General features: G+C 45.8%; 21 protein-coding genes and 1 pseudogene. 13 read left to right on the top strand and 9 right to left on the bottom strand.

Annotated features, from left to right (window positions below):
- Positions 1-2 precede the first annotated feature (2 nt).
- The 7 genes from NJR55_RS01630 to NJR55_RS01660 form a co-directional block, all read right to left on the bottom strand.
- Complete coding sequence (locus NJR55_RS01630) at positions 3-602, bottom strand: Rossmann-fold NAD(P)-binding domain-containing protein (RefSeq protein WP_253617265.1); 600 nt, start codon at positions 600-602, stop codon at positions 3-5.
- Between the two features lie 50 nt (positions 603-652).
- Positions 653-2,047 (bottom strand): ATP-binding protein, encoded by a 1,395-nt coding sequence (locus NJR55_RS01635; RefSeq protein ID WP_253617267.1) that lies wholly within the window; start codon positions 2,045-2,047, stop codon positions 653-655.
- Positions 2,016-2,702, bottom strand: a complete 687-nt coding sequence (locus tag NJR55_RS01640; RefSeq protein ID WP_253617268.1) for a response regulator transcription factor — start codon at positions 2,700-2,702, stop codon at positions 2,016-2,018. Before NJR55_RS01640 ends, NJR55_RS01635 begins: the two co-directional genes overlap by 32 nt.
- A complete protein-coding gene (locus NJR55_RS01645; protein WP_253617270.1) occupies positions 2,702-3,529 on the bottom strand; it encodes a MipA/OmpV family protein in 828 nt (275 codons plus the stop codon). Before NJR55_RS01645 ends, NJR55_RS01640 begins: the two co-directional genes overlap by 1 nt.
- 73 nt (positions 3,530-3,602) lie before the next feature.
- Positions 3,603-4,997, bottom strand: coding sequence for an efflux transporter outer membrane subunit (locus NJR55_RS01650; protein WP_253617272.1), 1,395 nt, complete (start codon positions 4,995-4,997; stop codon positions 3,603-3,605).
- Entirely contained in the window at positions 4,990-8,166 is a 3,177-nt protein-coding gene (locus tag NJR55_RS01655; protein ID WP_253617274.1) for an efflux RND transporter permease subunit, read from the bottom strand. The genes NJR55_RS01650 and NJR55_RS01655 overlap by 8 nt, the downstream gene beginning before the upstream one ends.
- A gap of 10 nt (positions 8,167-8,176) precedes the next feature.
- On the bottom strand, positions 8,177-9,418 hold the full coding sequence (locus NJR55_RS01660) for an efflux RND transporter periplasmic adaptor subunit (protein WP_253617276.1): 1,242 nt from the start codon (positions 9,416-9,418) through the stop codon (positions 8,177-8,179).
- 432 nt (positions 9,419-9,850) lie between these two features.
- Here NJR55_RS01660 and NJR55_RS01665 point away from each other — a divergent pair, with 432 nt between their 5' ends.
- The 11 genes from NJR55_RS01665 to NJR55_RS01710 all read left to right on the top strand — a co-directional run bounded on the left by NJR55_RS01665 (position 9,851) and on the right by NJR55_RS01710 (position 19,716).
- Positions 9,851-10,462 (top strand): TetR/AcrR family transcriptional regulator, encoded by a 612-nt coding sequence (locus NJR55_RS01665; RefSeq protein ID WP_253617278.1) that lies wholly within the window; start codon positions 9,851-9,853, stop codon positions 10,460-10,462.
- A 160-nt stretch (positions 10,463-10,622) separates the two neighbouring features.
- Positions 10,623-11,552 carry an AraC family transcriptional regulator gene (locus NJR55_RS01670; protein ID WP_253617280.1) on the top strand — a complete coding sequence of 310 codons (930 nt, stop codon included), beginning with the start codon at positions 10,623-10,625 and terminating at the stop codon, positions 11,550-11,552.
- 132 nt (positions 11,553-11,684) lie between these two features.
- Positions 11,685-12,773, top strand: coding sequence for an NADH:flavin oxidoreductase/NADH oxidase (locus NJR55_RS01675; protein ID WP_253617282.1), 1,089 nt, complete (start codon positions 11,685-11,687; stop codon positions 12,771-12,773).
- Positions 12,774-12,901: 128 nt separating this feature from the next.
- Positions 12,902-13,417 carry a DNA starvation/stationary phase protection protein Dps gene (dps, locus tag NJR55_RS01680; RefSeq protein WP_253617284.1) on the top strand — a complete coding sequence of 172 codons (516 nt, stop codon included), beginning with the start codon at positions 12,902-12,904 and terminating at the stop codon, positions 13,415-13,417.
- 210 nt (positions 13,418-13,627) lie between these two features.
- A complete protein-coding gene (locus tag NJR55_RS01685; protein ID WP_253617286.1) occupies positions 13,628-13,798 on the top strand; it encodes a hypothetical protein in 171 nt (56 codons plus the stop codon).
- A 73-nt stretch (positions 13,799-13,871) separates the two neighbouring features.
- Positions 13,872-14,873: an MvdC/MvdD family ATP grasp protein gene (locus NJR55_RS01690; RefSeq protein ID WP_253617287.1), complete on the top strand. Its 1,002-nt coding sequence runs from the start codon at positions 13,872-13,874 to the stop codon at positions 14,871-14,873.
- Entirely contained in the window at positions 14,867-15,733 is an 867-nt protein-coding gene (locus tag NJR55_RS01695; protein WP_253617289.1) for an SDH family Clp fold serine proteinase, read from the top strand. The genes NJR55_RS01690 and NJR55_RS01695 overlap by 7 nt, the downstream gene beginning before the upstream one ends.
- Complete coding sequence (locus tag NJR55_RS13780; RefSeq protein ID WP_420844446.1) at positions 15,730-16,257, top strand: MauE/DoxX family redox-associated membrane protein; 528 nt, start codon at positions 15,730-15,732, stop codon at positions 16,255-16,257. Before NJR55_RS01695 ends, NJR55_RS13780 begins: the two co-directional genes overlap by 4 nt.
- Positions 16,257-16,829 (top strand): hypothetical protein, encoded by a 573-nt coding sequence (locus tag NJR55_RS01700; RefSeq protein ID WP_253617291.1) that lies wholly within the window; start codon positions 16,257-16,259, stop codon positions 16,827-16,829. The genes NJR55_RS13780 and NJR55_RS01700 overlap by 1 nt, the downstream gene beginning before the upstream one ends.
- Positions 16,822-18,534 (top strand): ABC transporter ATP-binding protein, encoded by a 1,713-nt coding sequence (locus NJR55_RS01705; RefSeq protein ID WP_253617293.1) that lies wholly within the window; start codon positions 16,822-16,824, stop codon positions 18,532-18,534. Before NJR55_RS01700 ends, NJR55_RS01705 begins: the two co-directional genes overlap by 8 nt.
- Before the next feature lie 93 nt (positions 18,535-18,627).
- Positions 18,628-19,716, top strand: coding sequence for a DUF2891 domain-containing protein (locus tag NJR55_RS01710; RefSeq protein ID WP_253617294.1), 1,089 nt, complete (start codon positions 18,628-18,630; stop codon positions 19,714-19,716).
- A gap of 105 nt (positions 19,717-19,821) precedes the next feature.
- On the opposite strand, the gene NJR55_RS01715 is transcribed toward NJR55_RS01710, so the two are convergent.
- Together NJR55_RS01715 and NJR55_RS01720 are read right to left on the bottom strand one after the other, a co-directional pair.
- Entirely contained in the window at positions 19,822-20,760 is a 939-nt protein-coding gene (locus NJR55_RS01715) for a hypothetical protein (protein WP_253617296.1), read from the bottom strand.
- Positions 20,760-21,110, bottom strand: a complete 351-nt coding sequence (locus tag NJR55_RS01720) for a PadR family transcriptional regulator (RefSeq protein ID WP_253617298.1) — start codon at positions 21,108-21,110, stop codon at positions 20,760-20,762. Before NJR55_RS01720 ends, NJR55_RS01715 begins: the two co-directional genes overlap by 1 nt.
- A 216-nt stretch (positions 21,111-21,326) precedes the next feature.
- Between NJR55_RS01720 and NJR55_RS01725 the strand changes: the two are divergent.
- A pseudogene (locus NJR55_RS01725) lies at positions 21,327-21,473 on the top strand (SDR family oxidoreductase); the annotation flags it as partial.
- An 11-nt stretch (positions 21,474-21,484) separates the two neighbouring features.
- Positions 21,485-22,324: a bifunctional transcriptional activator/DNA repair enzyme AdaA gene (locus NJR55_RS01730; protein WP_253617300.1), complete on the top strand. Its 840-nt coding sequence runs from the start codon at positions 21,485-21,487 to the stop codon at positions 22,322-22,324.
- Positions 22,325-22,345: the final 21 nt, after the last annotated feature.

Here is a 22,345-nt window from a genome sequence, read left to right on the forward strand (position 1 = left end):
CACTATCTATTTACAAATAGCTTATCGACGCCTTCTAAATGTCGATTAACTAATGGCTGGTAATGAGTGAGCTTCAGGTCATTAAGAAAAGAGTACTCGCCGTTGATAAAATCTTTATAAGTGGGTTTCAACGTTTTAAAGCCAATATCAACGTTAATCTCCGAAAACTCTTTTCGTAAACCATTCACGAGTCCACGAAGCGCCCCGTTTACTGCCATGGGCAAAGACGACAATGCACTAAATTCGTAAGACTCTTCATAGAGAAATTGAGTCACGCGGCATGATTTTTGTGACCTTAGTCTGTCTGCCAGTATTCGGTATATTTGCATGACAGAAACGATTTGCCGGGAAACCTGTTCGTCAATAATTCGTGAAGGAATAGCTTCAATGGCGCCAAACTTCAGGTCTCCCGGGAATAGCATCACTTCATCGAAAGAGCCAAATTCTAAAAAAGCCCTCTCAAATTCATAGTTCAGACTCCAGTCATCTTTGGGATCGCAGACACTAAAATACGGGTTCTTGTGACTCTTTCCCTCAGTAAGATATTCATCCGTAAAATTGAGCTCCCAAACTGCACTTTCCAGCGATGGGATCATTTTCATGAATTGTTTCGCTAAAAGCGTTTTGCTATTAATCAATAAATAATTATGCATTACTCTTCACCAGGAAATTGACTTTTGACGTGACGAAATTGCAGTTGAAATAACAGTCCGGGCTCCATTCTTTGAGCCGTTAATAGCCAATCATGGTTCAATGCTATTTCCCGACATATTGCTAAACCAAGCCCCGCACCGAGTTCTCGCCGATGTTCCCCCCGCCAAAAACGATTAAATAATTGGGACAACTGCGTTTCGTCGACTCCATCCCCCCAGTCACGCACGGTAATTCTATCCGGATAAATCACTATGCGTACTTCTTTGCCGGAACCGGCATGTTGAATTGCGTTTTCAATCAGATTCTTCAATAAGGTAAATAAAGCGCCTTTATCCGCTTGCAAACTTACTCCAGAGGCATGATTAATTAAATTCAGTTTAACCTTTTCAGCATCTGCTATACGCTGTAGATAAGATAATGCATCGATGGCTACCTCATACATATCGACGATACAGATTCGGTAATTCTGTTGCTCGCTGGCCTCGGCCAAAAGCAGCAGTTGCTGAACTTGACGCGACATATAGTTCACATCGCGAAGTAACCAGTTCCGCTCTTCTGTCTCGGGCGTCAGTTCGAGTTGGGCATGAATTAACGCTAGCGGTGTTTTCAATTCATGTGCGGCAGTGGCAAGAAATTCTTGTTGCACGCGATAACCATGCTCTAATCGTTCAAGTGCGTGATTAAAGCTATTTACTAAAGGAGCTATCTCTGACGGAACCTTTTTATTTTCAAGTCGGCTCTGCAAAGAGCGTGGGGATATTAAAGCCGCCGATTCAGATAATTCCCTTAGCGGTTTTAAGGTATGGCTCAGTATAAAATGAACACAGGCACTAAATACAAAAAATAGCACCAATGACAACAAGACTAGCCCTTTCTCTATGAAATTTAAGCCAAATGCGTGATGGGCAAAATACACAAACCGTCTGCTGACAGCTGCCTCAACAAACCATCTATTACCGTTATTCTCGATACTATGAATCGCCGCATCAACAACGATGCCATCTCGCTCAAACTGAAAAAAACCGTTCATCAATGAGTTTCGAGTATCAACAGAAGACCAGAACTCTTCCCCTGCTGGAGAATAAAACAAAACGTTTCCGGATTGATCCAACACCCGATAAGCAATCTCACTCCTAAAGCTCTCAAATACCCAGTTATATTTGTTCTCAAGAGTAATTTTTACTGGAACACCGTCGGCATTGAACACCAGCCTTTCAACTAACTCCTGAGCAAAATCATGAACCTCAACTTCAGAAAATATATTGTTTCTGAGTACCGATGCGGTCACAAATACGATAATAATCAGGCTGACGCTCAGTATCAGGCCAACAACAAAAGCCAATAAGACTTTTGCACTAATACTATTCAGCTGTCCCATCGTCCTGAAGCGCATAACCCACTCCTCTTAAATTGACAATTCGCTGCTGTGAACCGATAACCTGCAGCTTTCGGCGGATACGATGTAAAGCGACATCCAGTGCATTAGGAGTCACAGCTTCACTGAACCCCCAACCTGCCGCTTCAAGAACTCGGTGCCGCACAGGCTCTCCATGCTTGCGCATGAGTGACAACATAATTTGCATTTCCGCTTGAGCCAGAATCTCACATCTATCGTTACAACAGAGCAAACTACTGGACGGACGCAGCACTAAATCGCCACAGCGGGGTTCCAAAGAACGAGACTCAGAGGGGCGACGCAAGAGTGCTTTAACACGCGCCACCAGCTCTTCCATCGCAAAAGGTTTAGCAAGATAATCATCAGCGCCCGCATCCAATCCCTCGACACGGTCATTCAGGGCATTCCGCGCGGTCAGCACCAAACATGGCATAGCATTGCCATTCGCACGTAAAGTTTGCAGCAATGACAGCCCGTCACCATCAGGCACGCCCCGATCAATAATCATCGCCTGGTAAGGCATTTGACTAATAGCAACCATGGCGTGGTCAATGCGACAGAATACATCTACAACCACGCCAGCATTGGACAAACCCTCACCAATTAGCCTTGCTAAGCGTTCATGATCTTCAAGCAAAAGAACCCGGTTCATCAGAATCTGTAAATGTAGCCAAGAAGCACGTTATTTTCGGTTGAGCGGTCAACCAATGGACTGTCTTTTATTTCCTCTGCCAGACTTGTGACACTGGCATCCAGAAACATAAAATGCTTTTGGTTGATCATATAACCGACCCTCGCGCCGACTTCTATATTGATAGCAGCTTCCCCCTTATAGAGAGATCGATCAGCATTCACTTCGTTTGCCTGAACGCCATAGTAGTAATCAACATATTTATCGTCGTGCCATTTGACTTCAACACGCGGACTGAAAGTATAGTTCTCAGCAAAGTGCCAGGTTTTTTCAATACCCAGATTAAAGCGACTGCCTTCGCTGTCTCCGGCAACTTCACTCACAAATTCAGCGCTAACATCAACTAAACTGCTCTTCCACTCTACTCTCGCACCAGCCCAAAAGCCGCCATCTCTATCTTCCATACCCTCCAGAATTTGGGTATCACTCTCATCGTAGTCATTAATATCAAGCTTGCCGACGAGGCTGAAATCGAACCGGCCTAAATTACTGAGCTCATAACTCGGGAGCTTAAACGCCAGTTCTGGGCCTGTTAACCGAATGTATTGGTTTTCAAAGGTCAGAATAGGAACAACCCGGTTCTTACGGTCGACATCTATATAAGCTTTCTGCTCACTGTATACTCCTGCACCCAGTCCCCAAGATGATTCAGCCGTTTCTTTCCCTGTAACCCGCTCAGCTGAAACAGGGAAAGCCACCCAAAAAACCAGTAATGAAGCAGCTACTGTTGGCGCAGATAGATGGCTCCGAAACGGCAGACTGCAGGCCTTAGAAAATAAAGATTGCATAAATAAACTCCCTTCAAAAGACGCTAAAGAGTCTTCATCATCTATCCGCTTAACTTACATAGAACTTACCAACCTAGATTTTATTTCCACTTAACTGAATACCGCCGCCAAAGTTCCGGTAAATGTCGACTAAGCGAATAAAACTCTGTTGCTGTAATTGCGCCAGTTGGTCGCGACTGCTCAGCAACTCGCGTTCGGCATCAAGCAAATCCAGAAACTCGTTGCTACCCGCTTCATATCGCTGGCGGGCAATTTCCACGGCCTTTTTACTGGCCTGCCACTGTTGCTCTGTATTAAGTTGCTGCTCGCGGCTCAGGTTGTAACTGTTAAGCGATAGCTGCATTTCGTTAATGGCATCAAATACCTGCTGCTCGAACTGAGCCAACGCCATTTGTGCACTGGCTTCGGCTTGCTGAATGCGTGCTTTTACCGAACCTAAATCGGCAGCCTGCCAACTTAAACTTGGTGCCACAGACCAGCTTTGTGTTTCGCTACCCAGTGTTAGCCCGGGCCCGGATAAAAATCCCAGAAAACCGCGCACCGACAGGTTCGGATATAAGTCTGCCGTAGCCACGCCAATATTTGCCGTACGAGCAGCGAGTAACCGCTCACTACTTGCCACGTCCGCCCGGTGGCGCAAATAATTTTCACCGTTCACTACTGCTACCGGTCGCTTCAGCGCAGGCAACTGCGGCTCAGCACTCAACTCTAACTGGCCGGGTTCTAATGCCAACAATGCTGACAAGGTTGCATCCGCCGCCGATAGCGCTTCCCGGTATGCGGGCACTGACGCTTTCACCCGGTGCAATTGCACGTCAATTTGCGCTAGCTCCAGCTCAGAGGCCATGCCGACCTCTAATCTGGCCTGCACTATGGCACGACTTTGCTGCAGGTTTTCCAGGTTTTCCTCGGCAACTTTCAGACGCAGCTGCGCTCCACGGTATTCGCCGTAACTGGTTGCCACCTGACTAATCAGTCGCACTTGCGCGTCGCGCCATAAAATATCTGCTTGCTGCGCCTGAGCCTCTGCCGCCTCACTGGCACGACGTAACTTGCCAAACAAATCCAGATCCCAGCTTAAGTTGGCACCGCTGCTGTACCCGCGGGTAATAACGTCATCATCGTCTGCCGACAGAGTATTGTTTTCACTTGCCTGATAACCTGCTTCCAACGTCCCTTTCGGCCATGAATCGTTGTCGGCATCACGAAATACCGCATAGGCCCGGTCGACATTCGCCCTGGCTTGCGCCAGGGTACGGTTCTCCGCCAGAGCACGTTCAACCAACTGATTAAGCTCGGCGTCATCAAACGCCTGCCACCAGCTCAAAGCCTGCTCGGCCTGCTGATAGGGCTGACTTAGGTTAATGCTTTCTACCTTCTCCGGCTTTTGATAATCCGGTCCGGCAGAGCAGGCACTTAGCGACGCCACGAGCAGAGCCAGTGTTGATATTTTTGCTGCATTACGCATGGTTACTTTCCTCCGAAGAGCTTTCTGTTGGCTCTGATAGCGATTTTTTCTCGCCGCGTTTAGCCAACATGTAGTAAAACAGCGGCGTTAGAATCAGACCAAAAATGGTGACGCCTATCATGCCGGAGAATACGGCAACGCCCATAGCCTGACGCATTTCAGCACCGGCACCGGTGGAGAAGACCATAGGCACCACGCCCATAATAAAGGCAATAGACGTCATCAGTATCGGGCGCAACCGCAAACGACCCGCTTCCAGAATCGCGTCCATCGTACTCATACCGTGGTCTTGCAACTCTTTGGCGAACTCGACTATTAATATGGCATTCTTCGTCGCCAGCCCCACCAGCACAATCAAGCCTATCTGGGTAAGAATGTTGTTATCTCCGCCATAGATAAGCACACCGCTTAACGCCGATAACAGGGTCATCGGAATAATCAGGATGATGGCCAACGGCAAAGTTAAGCTCTCGTACTGCGCAGCCAGCACCATAAAGACCAGCAAGATAACCAGCGGATAAATGAACATGCCCGCATTACCGGCCAGAATTTGCTGGTAAGTCAGTTCTGTCCACTCGTAGGTCATGCCGTTCGGCAGCGTTTCAGCCAGAATCTTTTCAATGGCTGCCTGCGCCTCACCCGTACTATAGCCAGGTGCCGGACCTCCGTTGATTTCCGCTGTGGTAAATCCGTTATAGTGCATTACCCTATCCGGCCCTGCGGTGTTGGTGATGTTCATAAACGAGCCCAACGGAACCATTTCACCACTGCCGTTACGCACTTTCAGCTGACTGATCTGCTCAGGCGTCTGCCGAAACTGCTCATCCGCCTGCATATTCACCTGATAGGTGCGGCCGAAGCGGTTAAAGTCATTCACATACACTGAGCCCATGTAAGCCTGCAAAGTCTGAAATACCTCATCCAGGCTCACATCTTGTTGTTTAGCTTTAGTACGGTCGACATCGATATTCAACTGCGGCACATTTACCTGATAGCTGGAAAACACACCCGTCAGCTCAGGCGTCGCCCAGGCTTTTTGCATAACCTCCATGTTGACCTTATACAGCTCCTCGTAACCATGGTTGGCACGGTCTTGTATTTGCAGCCTAAAACCACCAATCGTACCTAACCCCTGCACCGGAGGCGGCGGGAATATCGCAATGTAAGCTTCATCAATAGCGGCGAACTTCTGGTTCAATGCACCCGCTATTGCATTAGCCGACATTGAAGAATCCGTTCGCTCATCAAAGTCAGTTAGCGATACAAACACTATTCCGGAGTTCGGGCTGTTAGTGAAACCGTTAATACTCAGACCCGGAAAAGCAATTGAGTTCGCCACACCCGGATGATCCAAGGCAATACTCGACATTTCTTTAATCACCGCAGCGGTGCGATCCAGCGAAGCAGCATCCGGCAATTGGGCAAAGGCCACCAGGTATTGCTTATCCTGACTCGGCACATAACCCGTGGGAGTCGTCGCAAACTGCAGACCGGTTAACCCTAATAAAGCCACATAAAGAACGCCTACAATGACACCATAGCGGATCACTTTTTTAACCAGCCAGCCGTAACCTTTAGACAAACGGGCAAAAAAGCGGTTAAAGGGGTCAAATAACCAACGGCCTAACAGCTTGTCCATGCCGCGGGTCAGTATGTCTTTTTTCTCGCCATGGCCTTTTAACAGAAGCGCCGCCAATGCCGGGCTTAGTGTTAATGAGTTAATAGCTGAAATAAAGGTAGAGATGGTAATGGTTAAAGCAAACTGTTTATAAAATTGCCCGGTTAAGCCCGACATGAAGGCGGTTGGAATAAACACTGCTGCCAGCACCAGTGTCGTCGCAACAATAGGACCGGTGACTTCTTTCATGGCTTTTTGTGTGGCAGCAATGGGGGATAAACCTTCGCTAATATTTCGCTCTACGTTTTCCACCACCACAATGGCGTCATCCACCACAATACCAATGGCCAGCACCAACCCAAACAGCGACAAGGCATTTAACGAAAAGCCAAGCATATGCATAAAGGCGAAAGTACCCACCAGCGACACCGGCACGGCGACCAAAGGAATAATTGAGGCGCGCCAGGTTTGCAGAAACAGCACCACAACCAGTACCACAAGCAATACGGCTTCAAGCAGAGTTTTCACTACCGCATCAATAGAGCCGCGTACAAAAACGGTTGGGTCATACACAATGTCGTAAGTTAAACCGTCAGGAAAACCTTTCGACAATTCCGCCATTTTGGCGCGAACATCGTCAGAAATTTGAATGGCATTGGAGCCGGACGCCTGGAAAATCGGAAGCGCTACCGCGTCTTTATTGTTCAGCAATGAGCGCAATGCATAAGTTGAAGCGCCAAGCTCAACACGGGCGACATCTTTTAAGCGACTGATTTCGCCGTTCTCGCCCACCTTGATAATAATATCTTCAAACTCTTCGACGTCTGTCAAACGGCCTTTCACGTTGATCAGCAATTGAAAATCGGCGTCACCGCTTGGCTGAGAACCCAAACTGCCAGCTGCCGCCTGCTGGTTTTGCTCACGAATTGCCTCGGTAATTTGCGCCGGAGACAAACCCAGCGCCGAGACTTTATTTGGATCCAGCCAAATTCGCATGCTGTATTCACCAGCACCAAATAACCTGACGGCCCCAACGCCTTCTATGCGCGCCAGTTCATCTTTGATATTTAAGTTCGCATAATTCGACAGGTACAGCATGTCGTAGCGATCATCCGGTGAAGTTAGATGCACCACCATGGTTAAATTCGGCGACGACTTCTCGGTCACCACACCTAAACGTTGCACCACTTGTGGCAGGCGCGGTTTAGCCCGCTCTACCCGGCTTTGCACCTGAGTTTGCGCTAAGTTGACGTCCGTACCTATAGCAAAGGTGACGGTTAATGTCATACGACCATCCGAGGTGGCCTGAGAGGACATATACAACATGTCCTCGACACCATTAATTTCCTGCTCCAGTGGCGAGGCCACAGTCTCAGCTATGACTTTGGGGTTAGCGCCCGGATAGTTAGCCGTTACTACAACCGTTGGCGGCACCACTTCGGGGTATTCGGTAATTGGCAACTGCCATACCGCTATCGCACCAGTAATAAAGAACAACAGCGAGATAACCGCGGCGAAAATGGGCCGTCGGATGAAAAATTGAGAAAACATTGAGTGCCCCTTAACCGTGATTATCTTCTGTCGATGTCTGCGCAGTCAGCTCGTTATTGGCTTCGTCCAGCAGCTGTTGTGCTTTACGTAACCTGACCAATTGCTCACTGCTTGCCATTGGTACAAGTTGAGGATCAACTTGCATATTGGCTCTAACTCGCTGCAAACCGTTCACTACAATTTTGTCCGTTGGCGTTAAGCCTTTACTCACTATGCGTAGCCCGTTAACTTTTTCACCCAGCTCAATCGCCCGATACTCCAGCTCGTTATTACTATTAACCACCAGCACAAACTTGTTATTCAAGTCGGTTCCAACGGCCTTTTCGTCAATCAAAATGCCTTCATAAGAGTCGCTGCCCACCAAACGAATTCGGGCAAATAGACCGGGTAACAAGTCGTTATCCTCGTTAGGGAAACTGGCTCGTATACGGATGGTGCCAGTTTGCGCATCAATGCGGTTATCGACAAAATCGACCCGGCCTACGTGCTGATAATTGCTGTCGTTAGCCAGTGCCATATAAACGGGGTTCGAGGTCGAGTCGCGAGTATCAGCCCGTTTCCCTGTTTCAGCCAGACGGGCGTACTTGAGGTAGCTCTGCTCGTCTACATCGAAGTATGCATACATCTTCTCGGTTGAAACCAGGCTGGTAATTTGACTTTGTCCCGCGCTCACAAAGTTACCAGCGGTAACCTGAGCATAAGATACCCGGCCGCTAATGGGCGCAGTAATGCGGGTGTAGCTTAAGTCGAGTTCAGCGCGTTCAAGTGCCGCTTCAACCGAAGCCACGGTTGCCGCAGTTTGTTGTTTACGGGCCAAGCGACTGTCCAGTAATTCAGCAGAAATTGCCCGCTGGCTACTGAGTTTTTCAGCCCGGCGATATTCCTTTTCCGCCTGAACCGCAGCGCTTTGCGCACTTTGCAACTCAGCTTTTAAGCGAGCAACTTCCGTGGCGAAGGGACGAGGGTCAATTTGCACCAGCAAATCCCCTTTATTGACCAAAGCACCTTCATTGAAGTGCACCTGTTCAATATAACCAGAAACTCGCGGTATCAACTGAACCGTCTGTGGCGCTTGCAAACGGCCGGTGAATTCATCCCATTCGGTGATCCGTTCATGAACCACCTGCGCTACGCTAACTTGCGGTGCAGCCGGCGCCGCAGTCTCTTCCGCAGCTTCCGGATTGCTGCACGCGGCTAATACCAGCGCAGCAATACCTCCTAAAAGAACTTTTACAGTGTTTGTCGTACTCATGGCCTTGCTCTCCAAACTATTGCCAGATGCTGCGAAACGAGCATCAAATAAAACTAGCTATTTATGTACCGTTCGGTAAGAATATAGAAATCGGAGTTGCTGTCAAATGAATTTTGTACTGATCGGTAAAATTGATGATTATTTTGAACTAAATACTGAAAAACAACGTAAGAACAACTGAAGCAACCAAAAACAGGCCGCCTTTAATACGAGGTAAAGTATAGTTAGCGCAGGTAGAAATTAGCGTGCCGAAAACTGCTGACTACTTGCCTATTTCTATAGAGTCGATACGAATACCCTGTTTTACATTGATGCCTGCGGCGTCTTTGCCGCAGCTGAATAAGACAGAGTATCGCTGGACAGTATTCGCCCGCCTGTTTACTATGTGAGCGTGTCAGCAAGGGCGCTAAAGTGTCGATGAGGAGTATAGCTATGACAACGAAAACTCAAACTGTTTGTCGCGGACGACCATGTGCTTTTAATAAAGAAGAAGCACTGGGCAAAGCGCTAGAACTGTTTTGGCGTAATGGCTACGAAGGCACCTCATTGAGCGACCTGACAAAAGTGATGGGTATTAATAAACCCAGCCTCTACTCGGCTTTTGGCAATAAAGAACAGCTGTTTTTGCAGGCTATCGACCTTTACGAAAAGCGCCCTGACGCCTTCTTTTATCCGGCAATGGAGCAGAAAACGGCTTACTTAGCGGTGCAAGCCATGCTACGCGGCGCTGCCGACAGAATGGCGAACGCTGATCACCCTCAAGGCTGTGTCATTGTCCAGGGTGCGTTATCTTGTAGCGAAGCTTCAGCAACCGTTAAAGATGCACTAGTTAAGCGCAGACTTGAAGGACAGCAAGCACTCGAGAAACGTTTTGAACAGGCACAACAGGATGGCGACTTGCCACAGCATGTCGATGCAGCTAACCTGGCTTCTTATATTGGTACCGTGCTACAGGGTATGTGCGTACAGGCTAATAACGGCGCCTCTACTGAGGACTTATATGCGGTTGCCGACATGGTGCTGCAGAACTTTCCGAAGGCGTAATCTTGCAGGATAAAACAAGCTAAGACATGTAAGATCCTCCGCAATACTTGCCTAATACTATAATCCTTGAGCCGTTCACTGGTCGAAACATAACACCCGCACCTATACTGATTAATCTCATTTAAAGGGTGAACTTAGCCACAGCTCGAGGATTACAATTATGTCTGATCAGTACCTTGCCCGGCGAATGGCAGACCTGACACAACGACTGCTTCCGTTACTTACAAAAGAAGACCTGACGCAAACCGCCATTGCTGACATTTCACTAATGCATCTCAGTAATCCGTCGCAGGCTCGCCCAATTATTTATCGCCCCGCTGTTTGCTTTATGCTGCAAGGAGCAAAAGAGCTGCTGGTCGGCAATACCAAAGTCACTTACGAGCAAATGAATTATCTTTTGATTCCGGTCATGTTGCCGGTTTCTGGTCGAGTGTCACAGGCATCTCCGGATAAACCCTACATCGGTTTAAGCTTTAATTTTGACACGGCCGAATTGCGTGAATTAATTCTGTTACTGGGCGACCGCATTCCAGCGACGGTAAAATCACAAAGTAGCCTATGTGTTGGCAAGGTCGACAGCGAAATGCTGCAGTTACTGGAGCGCGCAACTGAATTACTGGAAAAGCCCGATGACGCGGAAGTGCTGTTTCCCTTAATTAGGCGCGAATTGATGTATCGTTTGTTACTCGGAGAGCTGGGGGGTCTATTGCGAGATTTTAACCTCATAGACACCCAGGCAAGTCGTATTGCTCAAGCCATCGATATTATCAAACGCCGGTTACACGAGCCGCTGCGCGTTAAAGATCTAGCTGGTGCTGTACATTTAAGTGAATCCGCCTTTTATCAAGCATTTAAAAGTGTGACTGCAATGTCGCCCATTCAATTCCAGAAAAAGCTTCGACTAGATGAGGCACGGCGAATTATGTTGTTTGAAGGAAGCGATGTCAGCACCGCCTGCTATCAGGTAGGTTATGAAAGCCCATCTCAGTTTAGCCGTGAATACAGCCGTTTATTTGGACAGTCACCTAAAGCCGACATTAATGAATTCCGAGTGACGTCTGAAAGCAGTTACGCTCAGTTGGCGGGGTAACATTTCGTTTGATTCATTTTTTCGATGGTTGAGATAGATTATTTCTAATTATCTCAAACGAGTGCCCGAGCTAGTATAGGTGCTTCAAAATTGCTTTTACAGCAAGCGCAGTAATTAACAGGAGTACTTAAGGTGTCCGCACTATTTCAACCGTTCGAGTTAAAAGACGTACGTTTGCGTAACCGCATTGCCGTTCCCCCAATGTGCCAATATATGGCTGAAGAAGGTGTCGTTAACGACTGGCATTTAAGTCATTACACCAGCCTGGCGCGTGGCGGTGCCGGCTTAGTCATTGTCGAAGCTACCGCGGTTTCCCCTGAAGGGCGCATTACCCCTAACTGCACAGGCCTCTGGAACGACGAACAGGCACAAGCTTTTGCGCCTGTTGTGGAGAATATAAAAAAAGCAGGCGCCGTTGCCGGTATTCAAATTGGCCACGCCGGCCGCAAAGCCAGCGCAAACCGTCCGTGGGACGGTGACGACCACATAGCTGAAGATGATGCTAAAGGTTGGCAACCAATATCGCCTTCTCCTATCGCTTTTGGCGCAAACCTGCCTCGCGAACCTAAAGAAATGTCGCTGGATGACATAAAACGCGTGCAAAACGACTTTGTTTCCGCTGCGGAACGAGCTCGTGATTTAGGATTTGAATGGCTGGAACTGCACTTTGCTCACGGCTACTTAGGGCAGAGCTTTTTCTCCCCTCATGCGAACCAGCGTACCGACGAATACGGTGGTTCATTCGAGAACCGTGCCCGTTTTCTGGTGGAGACGGTTCGTGCAGTAAAAAAAGTGTGGTCAGATAACTTCCCGCTGACCGCGCGTTTTGGTGTGATTGAATTTGATGGCAATGACGAGCAGCAAATGCAGGAGTCCGTTAAGCTGACTCAGTTGCTAAAAGCTGAGGGGCTGGACTTTTTAAATGTCAGTATCAGTTTCTCAACACCAAACGCCAACATACCCTGGGGCCCAGGCTTTATGGCACCTATTGCGGAGCGCATTCGTAAAGAAGCAGATATTCCAGTGGCTTCCGCCTGGGGCATTGATTTACCTCAGCTGGCAGAACACACGGTTGCACAAGGGCAACTGGATTTAGTCATGGTGGGTCGTGCTCATTTATCGAATCCTCACTGGCCTTACGACGCAGCCAAAGCACTGCGTGTCGAGAAGCCCTCTTGGGTCTTACCAGCACCTTACGCGCACTGGCTTGAACGCTACTAGGCAATAAGTTTTTCGCACTTTAGCAAAGGCGGCCCCTTTACGGTGGCCGCTTTTGCTTATTAAGCGCCGAGATCCATTAAGTCGGTTTACGCGTATAAAAGAGTGATGAATAAATAACAGGAGGAATAATGAATACAAGTGATAAAACAGCTGAATTCACCGCCCCTGGGATTAAAAACGAATCTGCCCAAGACGCCATAGCGCTGCTCGATGACCGCCTGGTCGCACTACTTGACCTTCAACTGACTCTTAAGCATGTTCACTGGAACGTTGTTGGCCCTAACTTTATTAGCGTACATGAAATGCTGGATCCACAGGTTGATAGCGTTCGTGAAATGACCGACACCATCGCAGAACGTATTGCGACTTTGGGTGGCGTGCCAGCCGGTACCCCGCAGTCAATTGTTGATCGCCGTTCATGGCAGGACTATTCGATAGGCAGAGGCCTGGTAACTGAACACTTAGTTGCGCTCGATAAAGTGTATAACGGTGTTAATAAAGACCACAGAGACGCGCTCAATAAGCTCTCTGAATTAGACCCTGTTTCGGAAGACATGCTCACCGGTCAACTCGCCGAGCTTGAGCAATATCAGTGGTTTGTCCGCGCTCATATCGAATCAGCATCGGGTGAACTCAAAAGCTAATTAATTTTTACAATTAGCAAACCACTCTGGAAGCCCGGCAACAATGTTGTTGGGCTTTTTTGCCTTTTATAGTATTGCCATAACACTAGATAAATTGTTGCGTTTTTGTTTTTTGTTTGCTATTCGTAAACTGAAGGCTTTGCGGAGTTCGATAGTACAAAGGCTTCTTGTAGTTTTTAATCCATACATAATCAATAGGAAATAGATCCAATGGAAAACAACAAGAAACTGTTCGCATTTAAACTGGCGAAAAAGCAAGCTAATCAGGTCAAATCTAAGCCAGAACAATTTAAGGCTCGTGAAGGTGTCGCTATTGCAGGCTGCACCGATCCTTCAGGACGATTCCTTGTCCGATACAGCGATAATGGCATGTATTGCTAAAAACGCCTTTAAAAGCCCCAGTAATTTCTGGGGCTTTTTATACAATTTATAAAAATAATAATAAGAGCTTTTGATGAGTCAAAAACGAATACTTATTATCAGTCATTCTGATGACCTCCACGTTGACGTTCTAACCCCAATATTAGAACGAAAAGGGCATATCCCTTTTTTCTTGAAACTAGACGCCTTTCCTCGGGATTACGAAATTTTTCATCAGTTCAATGATGGTGACTGGACTGGTGAAATTAAAAATCTGATAACCGGAGATTCTGTTGCTATCTCGGAAATAGGCGCCGTCTGGTTAAGAAAAAGTGCCGAGTTTTCTTATCTCGACGAGCAACTAAGTGAACAAGAAAGAGCTTTTTCTCAGGAAGAAACTAATCATACACTGTTTGGCCTATTCTACGGCCTAGATTGTTACTGGATAAATCATCCACTAGCTAATCGCCATGCCTCATATAAAGGCGAACAAATGAAGCGTGCAGTTAATATGGGCTTTCTGATTCCACCATCAATTATTACTAATAGTCCTAATAGAGCAAAAGATTTTAAAAACAGTTCAACAAGTGAGATAGTTTTTAAAACATTATCCTCCCCTCTTCTAGGTGCGGAAAAAATCACCTCAGAAAACCGCGAAGTTGATGGCCTGAGAACTACAATTATAGACGGGGACTTAAGCGAACTTGATGCTGTAGCCCAACTACCTTGTTATTTTCAGTCGTACATCGACAAAGCTTTTGAAGTTCGCGTAACAGTAATTGAAGACAAGGTTTTCGCCGCACGAATTGACTCTCAAACGGATGCAAGAACACGAGTGGATTACCGCGACTTTAGCGTCAGTGTCCCGTATCAAGCAATGGACTTACCAAGCGAAGTCAAACACCGCTGTTTACAATTTTTAAAAAGTTACGGACTCGTTTTCGGCGCACTTGATTTTATAGTCACTCACGATAATGAGTACATCTTTCTGGAGAATAATCCGGGCGGCCAATTTTGGTTTGTTGAACAATTAGTGCCGGAATTAAACATGATGGAAACATTGGCAGGCAGCTTAATAAAAGGGTTGGAATGTTAAGCAACGAATCGATATTTGAGTTAGAGAAAACCCGCAATAGCCGAGTTCTGGTACTTGCTGCCAGTAATTTAGAGATTGAACTGTTGCCAGAACTTTATCGCGTATTACGCTCACTCGACAAAGTAAGAAGACTTGACGTTTTAATTTATAGCCGCGGAGGTATTGTTAATGGCGTACGCCGTTTAGCAATGATATTAAGAGAGTACTGTGAACATTTAACTTTTATAGTGCCTCATTACTGTGAATCATCAGCGACGTTACTATGCTTAGCGGGAGACGAAATTATTGCTAGTTCAACCGCCATTTTTTCACCTATAGATCCCCAACTCCAAAGCCAGGGTTCAGATGAGCACAGCACACCTGTAAGTATTTCTTCTCAGGATGTTCGTTTATTTCGCCAAGTTATGAGCGACTGGTTCGAATTAAATGACGCAGAGGCCAGCGTTCAGGCCGTACAACAGATAGGCCAAGGAATTTTCCCTACAACTTTGACATCATTTTACCGTGCGACAAAGGAGCTTGAGGAGATCGGAATGCAACTTCTAACTCTCTCATTACCCAAGAAAACCACTGATTTTCGTGCGTCAATCGTTAATAATTTAATTTATGGTTATCACTCGCATAGTTATGCCATATGCGGGGAAGAATTATTGCAGCTTGGTCTAAATGTATCGCGAGACTACACTGTTGAAGAGCTAGCTTGGCGTATAGTTGAGGGAATTCGTAGTATTTTAGGCCCAGGAAACGGCGATACGGCTAGTTGGTGCGATGCCATTATAGCTATTTCAGATTGCCAGATGAGTCGTTGGCGTAACCAGAACAACATATCTGCCGATTGGAAAGAGTCACACCAACAATGAGTTATATAGCACTGTTATCCAAGTATATTGTAACAATAATACTCTTAGTAGGCGCTATCGGAAAACTTAGCGACGTAAAACAGTTCCGTGAAACCTTAATCTCTTCAATTGACATGCCACACTCGTTAACTTTAATCCTTGCATTTAGCGTTATAGCAATAGAATTTGCTTTAGCTATATTTTTTCTAACTTTGCCAGAAAATTTTTTTATTATATCCATTGCCAATTTTTTTCTCTTTCTCGCATTCTCTTTTTTTCTCTTGTTTAACCTACTAAAAAATAGAGTTATACAATGTAACTGTTTCGGTAGAAGTGAAGATCCAGTTAATTGGTGGGACTTGGTTAGAAACACTATAATTTTGGGCTTATGTTTAGTTGTCACATTCTACTATAATCCAAGCCTAAGCATGCCTTACAACCTTAAACTACTCGTGATTGGCTGCTCGCTTATTTGGGCTCAACTTTTAATCAACCTCCCTTTAATAGCTTCTATCCTTCGTATAAATTCTAACAGGGTTAGCTAATGGATTATTTTTTATTAAACCTAATTTTATTCAGTTTAATTATATCTGTAATTCTAAATTTATCACTTACCTTATACCTATTTAAATATGTTAGATTACTAAACAAAAATAAACAAGATGCTCCTCCATTAACACTACCTCCAGGGTATATTATTGAAAACTTTAAAGCCCGGCTAATAAATGATAATAAGTTAATAACTCTAGGAGATAACTCTAGTGTTGTTATATTTTTATCTGAGAAATGCAGGTTATGTCGTAGCAAAGTTCCGCAGTTAGAGTTTTTGTTACCTGCAGTCGAAAAAGTCGATGTTTCTCTTTGGATCAATTTAATTGACAATGTTTCTGCGAAAGATAGCTTCCTTTCTGAAAGTCCTCTCATCAAAAAAACTATTTCAATAGATAAAGATCTAATTAGGACACTAAATCCAAGGACAGCGGCGCCATTCTATTTACTTATCGATCATGAAAAGGAACTTCAGGCTAGTGGAATGATTGGTGATGCCAATTGGAACAGCTTTATTGACCAGATGGAAAATATATTAAAACAGAACAGCGCTGAACATCATGAATGAAATATTCCGACGTTACGCAATAAAGCCTTTATCATTTTTAAAACCGTCTTTCGGACGATTGACTCTTGGTTTTATAATGATGATAGTAACGATTGCCATACAGTTAAGCATTCCCACCGCTATAGCTTACTTCATTGATAACTCTGTCAAAGCGAATGATAATAACTGGCTCACAATTGTAGCTATTATCATGATATTTGTTTTAGTTCTCCATGCAGTTGCAACAGCACTTCGTATATATTTATTTGAATCTGCAGGTACTGTTATTGTAACTTCAATTCGCCAACGCCTGTATCAAACTATCATTTCTCAAAATATAGCTTTTTTTGACCGTAATCGTATCGGCGACTTAAGTAACCGCTTGTCTGTTGACGTTGATATACTAAAAGACACCATGACTATGGGGTTAGCAATCGGTTTGCGTTCGCTTATAACCTGTATTGGCGGAGTTGCCTTTCTCTTTATTCTTTCACCTATACTAAGCTTATTAATGATTATTATAATTCCTTTGTCTTTTTTTGCTGCTCGCTTTACTGGTAAACACCTTAAAGAAAAATCAAGAGTAGTACAGGAAGAACTAGCCAATTGCAATCAATTGGCACAAGAGAACTTCTCTAATATTCGTCTAGTTCACACATTTAATCAGCAAGTAAACTCGATTAAACAGTACGAAGAAGCCACAGAGAGAGCGAAAAAAGTTTCTTTGTCTAGTTCTAAGCTGCTGTCTGGCTACCAAGGTATCACGACATTTATTCAATATATGGTGTTATTAATTACACTTTGGTTTGGAGGGCGTCTGGTTTTATCTGGAGATATGACGATTGGCGGATTAACAAGCTTCGTTTTGTACGGGGCAATGGTAGCCATGTCTGCGACCGGGGTTAGTTGGTTTTGGGGTGAGTGGATGAAAGCTGTCGGAGCAACAGAACGAGTATTTCAACTGTTGAGAGTCAACGTGAAGCAAGACAGGAGCCGCGGATTTGAGGATTCAATAGCTTTTCGGGGTGAAATAGAATTCAAAGATGTGTCATTTATGTATCCAGAACGACCCGATATAAAAGCGTTAGATTCATTTAGCTTACACATTAAAGAAGGTGAGCGCGTAGCTTTGGTTGGCGAGTCCGGAGCAGGAAAATCCACAATTTCTAACTTGCTGCTAGGATTTTATCACCCAAATTCAGGCGAATTATTATTTGACGGGGTTGCTGCCCAAAAGATAGATCTTGATAACATTCGAAAGAATATCGCCGTCGTTGAACAAGAGCCAAGCTTATTTTCAGGATCGATAGCCGATAATATTCGTTATGCAATACCCGACCGCTTAGTAAGTAATGAAGAGGTCATAGAAGCAGCTAAACAGGCAAACGCACATGACTTTATTTGCGCTTTACCTAAAGGCTATGAAACTGATCTTGGTGATCGAGGCATGCAGTTATCTGGCGGGCAAAAACAACGCATAGCCATTGCCAGAGCTTTATTGAAAAAAGCTAAAATTCTAATTCTGGATGAGGCAACAAGTGCCCTTGATGAGAATAATGAAAATATTATACAAACCGCACTAGACCATCTTATGGAGGGCTGTACAACAATAATAATTAGCCACCGTCCTTCTACAATTGAACGTGCAAATCGTATAATTAGATTAGATCGAGGTAAGATTTTAATACCATCCTCAGTTGGATCGCATGAAAACCAGGATCTTTAAGCGTTTAAAGAATACGGCTCTGGAATACAGTTTCTCCCAGGCCTACAGAAGAACAGATAGCTCAGTGTTATCTCTAGCATATAAGGCAACATTATGAATATTCGCGGCATTATAAGCAGTGCCCTACTTATGTCGGTTAGTCTGTTCACTCAGGCTGCCGACACCGGGCACACATCTTCGCACAGCCTAACCTTGTCCGAAGCGAATAAGCTAATCACCCTGCCACTGCATTGTGTTGAAACTCCTTATCCATACAAAACAGGAATAATATTAGGCAGTGCCGATGATTTAAAGGAACCGTCGGTTCTGCACCCGGTTTTTTACGGCTGCTTTGACTGGCACAGCGCCGCTCATGGTTATTGGTCAATGGTGACTTTGCTGCGCCAGTTTCCAGACTTAGAACAGGCTGACGAAGTCAAAGCCATCCTTAAACGTAATTTAACCGCCGAGAAAGTGGCTCGTGAAGTCGAATTTTTCAGTAAAGATATTAATGATTCGTTTGAGCGCACTTATGGTTGGGCCTGGCTGTTAAAGCTGTCTGACGAGCTCCATTCATGGCAGGATCCTATGGCTGAAGAGCTAGCGGCTAACTTACAGCCATTAGCCGATTTAATTGTTGATCGCTATATCAACTTCTTACCCCGGCTGGTCTATCCGGTGCGTGTGGGCGAGCATACCAACACGGCCTTTGGCTTAAGTTTTGCCTACGACTATGCCGTTAATCAGCAGCACACCGAACTACAGCAGTTAATTACCAAACGCGCGAAAGACTATTTTCTGGAAGATAAAAACTGCCCCATAGGCTGGGAACCAAGCGGCTACGATTTTCTTTCACCGTGTCTGGAAGAAATTGGTCTAATGCAGCGTGTTCTGCCGGAGCAGCAGTTTTTAACCTGGCTAGATGATTTTATGCCACAACTCTCCGATCCCGAATTCAGCTTGGCAGTAGGTGAAGTTGGCGACAGAACCGATGGCAAATTGGTTCATCTGGACGGATTAAACTTTAGCCGCGCCTGGAACCTTTATGCACTGGCAAACCAATACCCGCAGTACAGACATTTACGCAAAATAGCCGATAAGCATATGGCGCACTCCTACCCTAATCTAATCGGCGATAGCTACGAAGGGGGTCACTGGTTAGGCAGTTTTGCTATTCAAGCACTAAATCAGACCCAGCAGTAGTTGCTGTCAGAAGAGGTTAGTCCTCCATTTGTGGAGCCTTCCCTAGAACCAACTCAATGAGTTAAGCCGCGCAATAAAGCGCGGCTGTTTGTTTTCCTCATCTCATTAATTGCGAAACAACCGCCGTGTGTCACGGACAATTTCATAGGCCACAATGAGCGCAACAGTTACCAAAAGCACCTGAATACTGCGCTCAGCGATTGTAACACCCAGTCCGTCTCGCCATGCACCGTCGTTGATCTGCAAAACAGGTTCTGTCAGCAAGATAATTGACGCAATTAAGAACGCGGTATTGACGCCAATATTGAGCATGAGCATCGAGCGACTCCAAAACCTTGTGCGCAATTGCCATAAGTTATGTACGATGGCGATTACGATAACGGGCGTAAACCAAAGTAAAACGGTTAGTGTGTCGTCAGTAAAAATACTCTGCGCACCGCTATCGGGCTGCCACAATGGGTACCAAATCAACATCACTAAAGCTAACAGCGTAGCGAGCTCGGTGAAAATATCCTGTAAGCTAATATACTGCCAGCTCTTGCTGGCAGGAGGGAGCTTCTCAGGGCTCCATTTGCAGGTGCCTGCAACCTCTGCAGTTTTCTTCTTCCGAGAGCGGCTCATAACTGCAAAACCAATGGTAATTGCGGTGAACGCAAAATAAACGCTCTCCAGAAAATCGCTTGCTATGCATTTCATGAACAACAGCAAGCTCATTTCAGCACCACCAAGCCAGCGACTGGTAATTTCAATGGTCGAAATCACAAATAACACGCCGAGCACCATATACAACGTATGCAAATACAAAGGCATAAGTTGCGCAGTTACCAACGGAGTCGGTGGGCAGAACTGAAGTGCTACCCGGCGCGGATGCCCCATTGTTTTTAATAATGTAGCCACCTCAGCGTCAGATACGCTTCCGTGCTGCGCTTCCAATGCTTCTATTTGATCAAGAATATTAGCTTTTAACTCGCGACCGATATCATCGCGCTTATTGTCTGGCAGTTCTCGCTGCACGGCGGCAATATAACGTTCTAACATATCCATTAGTGTTGCTCCTCATTGAGGTTGCGCAACAGTAGGGGACCAATCGCGCTGTTGAGCGAGGTCCACTCTTGGGTTAGTTGCTCTAGTCGTTCTGTGCCAAGCGTTGATAACTGGTAGTAACGCCTTTCACGCCCTTCGCCCTGCTTCCACTCGCTATCAAGCAGACCTTGATCCGCCAGGCGTCTAATGAGCGGATACAAAGTGCCTTCATCAATATCTACGCCTGCATCCTTTAGTTGTTTGCGCAGTGAATAGCCATAATGAGGCTCGCGTAAAGAAGCAAGTACAGCTAAAACCAATACCCCACGGCGCAGTTCTAGCTTAAGTTTATCGATTGGTGTAGTAGTCATAGTAAGTCCTTATTTATACTGTATTGCACACACTGTGTGAAACACAGTAATTAACATACTAGGTGACATACAGTAAAAGTGCAAATAATAATCTGAATCACGATATTGCGAGGGCTTAATGGAGACATCCGTATCTAGCAAAGTAATTTTAATTAGAAAAGAGCAAGCTTCGGGTCGTCGTAGGGTAAACTGCTTTTTATGATTGGGGTCTAAGAGTTTGTAGAGAGTTTTCATGCAATGAAGCGAATTGCAAAACCGGAAGAAATAGCTCAATCAGCGTTATACTTAGCCTCTGACGCTTCCAGTTTTACCACCGGCTCCACCTTGTTGGTGGATGGTGGTGTATCAATTAATCGTGTCTAAAGGTATTGATTATGTCTGACTATATCCGCATTGAAAAAGCCATGACCTATATGTCAGAGCATGTATCGAGCCAGCCGACCCTGAAAGAAGTAGCTGCTCATGTTCATCTCAGTCCGTTCCATTTTCATCGGGTATTTTGTAAATGGGCAGGCACCACACCGAAACGCTTCCTGCAGGCCCTTACGCTGGAACGAAGCAAACGAATGCTGAAAGAAGAAGGGTCTCTCATGGATGTTTCCCTCAGCATGGGGTTAAGTGGTGGCTCCCGACTGTACGACCACTTTGTAAAACTAGAAGCCGTAACGCCGGGTGAATACAGGAATGGAGGCCAGGGAGTTACTATTCAATACGGCGTAAATGAAACTCCTTTTGGTAAGATATTTGTCGCAATTACGCCACGGGGCGTATGCCGCGTTGAGTTCTTAGGCTCCAGATCCGCTGACGAAGTACTTACGGATTTGCGCAAAGACTGGCCTAAAAGCTCACTCGTAAGCAATGACAACGCGACCAACTATGTTGCTAACGTACTGTTTAGCCGTTTAAAAGACGGGCAATCTACCCCCTTGTCATTGCACGTTATGGGCACTAATTTTCAAGTAGCGGTGTGGCGAGCTTTATTGAGGATACCACCGGGAAAGCTGGCGAGTTACTCCCAAATTGCCAATGCATTAGGTTACCCGAAAGCATCTCGGGCGGTTGGTAATGCTGTTGGTTCGAACCCTGTTGCCATGCTCATTCCGTGTCACCGCGTTATTCAGAAAAGTGGTGCTTTGGGCGGGTATCGCTGGGGTTCGACGAAGAAAGAGATGATTCAGGCATGGGAGCTCATGAGCGAAGAGCCCTTAGAGTAGTAACACTTGCTTACCGACCTG

Source organism: Idiomarina rhizosphaerae, from assembly GCF_024159085.1.
GTDB lineage: Bacteria > Pseudomonadota > Gammaproteobacteria > Enterobacterales > Alteromonadaceae > Idiomarina > Idiomarina rhizosphaerae.

What these genes read in the sequence shown, in the direction of transcription:
- NJR55_RS01630 (WP_253617265.1), bottom strand. Translation starts at nt 602, where the DNA reads ATGAAAATGATCCCATCGCTGGAAAGTGCAGTTTGGGAGCTCAATTTT.
- NJR55_RS01635 (WP_253617267.1), bottom strand. Translation starts at nt 2,047, where the DNA reads ATGCGCTTCAGGACGATGGGACAGCTGAATAGTATTAGTGCAAAAGTC.
- NJR55_RS01640 (WP_253617268.1), bottom strand. Translation starts at nt 2,702, where the DNA reads ATGAACCGGGTTCTTTTGCTTGAAGATCATGAACGCTTAGCAAGGCTA.
- NJR55_RS01645 (WP_253617270.1), bottom strand. Translation starts at nt 3,529, where the DNA reads ATGCAATCTTTATTTTCTAAGGCCTGCAGTCTGCCGTTTCGGAGCCAT.
- NJR55_RS01650 (WP_253617272.1), bottom strand. Translation starts at nt 4,997, where the DNA reads ATGCGTAATGCAGCAAAAATATCAACACTGGCTCTGCTCGTGGCGTCG.
- NJR55_RS01655 (WP_253617274.1), bottom strand. Translation starts at nt 8,166, where the DNA reads ATGTTTTCTCAATTTTTCATCCGACGGCCCATTTTCGCCGCGGTTATC.
- NJR55_RS01660 (WP_253617276.1), bottom strand. Translation starts at nt 9,418, where the DNA reads ATGAGTACGACAAACACTGTAAAAGTTCTTTTAGGAGGTATTGCTGCG.
- NJR55_RS01665 (WP_253617278.1), top strand. Translation starts at nt 9,851, where the DNA reads ATGACAACGAAAACTCAAACTGTTTGTCGCGGACGACCATGTGCTTTT.
- NJR55_RS01670 (WP_253617280.1), top strand. Translation starts at nt 10,623, where the DNA reads ATGTCTGATCAGTACCTTGCCCGGCGAATGGCAGACCTGACACAACGA.
- dps (WP_253617284.1), top strand. Translation starts at nt 12,902, where the DNA reads ATGAATACAAGTGATAAAACAGCTGAATTCACCGCCCCTGGGATTAAA.
- NJR55_RS01685 (WP_253617286.1), top strand. Translation starts at nt 13,628, where the DNA reads ATGGAAAACAACAAGAAACTGTTCGCATTTAAACTGGCGAAAAAGCAA.
- NJR55_RS01690 (WP_253617287.1), top strand. Translation starts at nt 13,872, where the DNA reads ATGAGTCAAAAACGAATACTTATTATCAGTCATTCTGATGACCTCCAC.
- NJR55_RS01695 (WP_253617289.1), top strand. Translation starts at nt 14,867, where the DNA reads ATGTTAAGCAACGAATCGATATTTGAGTTAGAGAAAACCCGCAATAGC.
- NJR55_RS13780 (WP_420844446.1), top strand. Translation starts at nt 15,730, where the DNA reads ATGAGTTATATAGCACTGTTATCCAAGTATATTGTAACAATAATACTC.
- NJR55_RS01700 (WP_253617291.1), top strand. Translation starts at nt 16,257, where the DNA reads ATGGATTATTTTTTATTAAACCTAATTTTATTCAGTTTAATTATATCT.
- NJR55_RS01705 (WP_253617293.1), top strand. Translation starts at nt 16,822, where the DNA reads ATGAATGAAATATTCCGACGTTACGCAATAAAGCCTTTATCATTTTTA.
- NJR55_RS01710 (WP_253617294.1), top strand. Translation starts at nt 18,628, where the DNA reads ATGAATATTCGCGGCATTATAAGCAGTGCCCTACTTATGTCGGTTAGT.
- NJR55_RS01715 (WP_253617296.1), bottom strand. Translation starts at nt 20,760, where the DNA reads ATGGATATGTTAGAACGTTATATTGCCGCCGTGCAGCGAGAACTGCCA.
- NJR55_RS01720 (WP_253617298.1), bottom strand. Translation starts at nt 21,110, where the DNA reads ATGACTACTACACCAATCGATAAACTTAAGCTAGAACTGCGCCGTGGG.
- NJR55_RS01730 (WP_253617300.1), top strand. Translation starts at nt 21,485, where the DNA reads ATGTCTGACTATATCCGCATTGAAAAAGCCATGACCTATATGTCAGAG.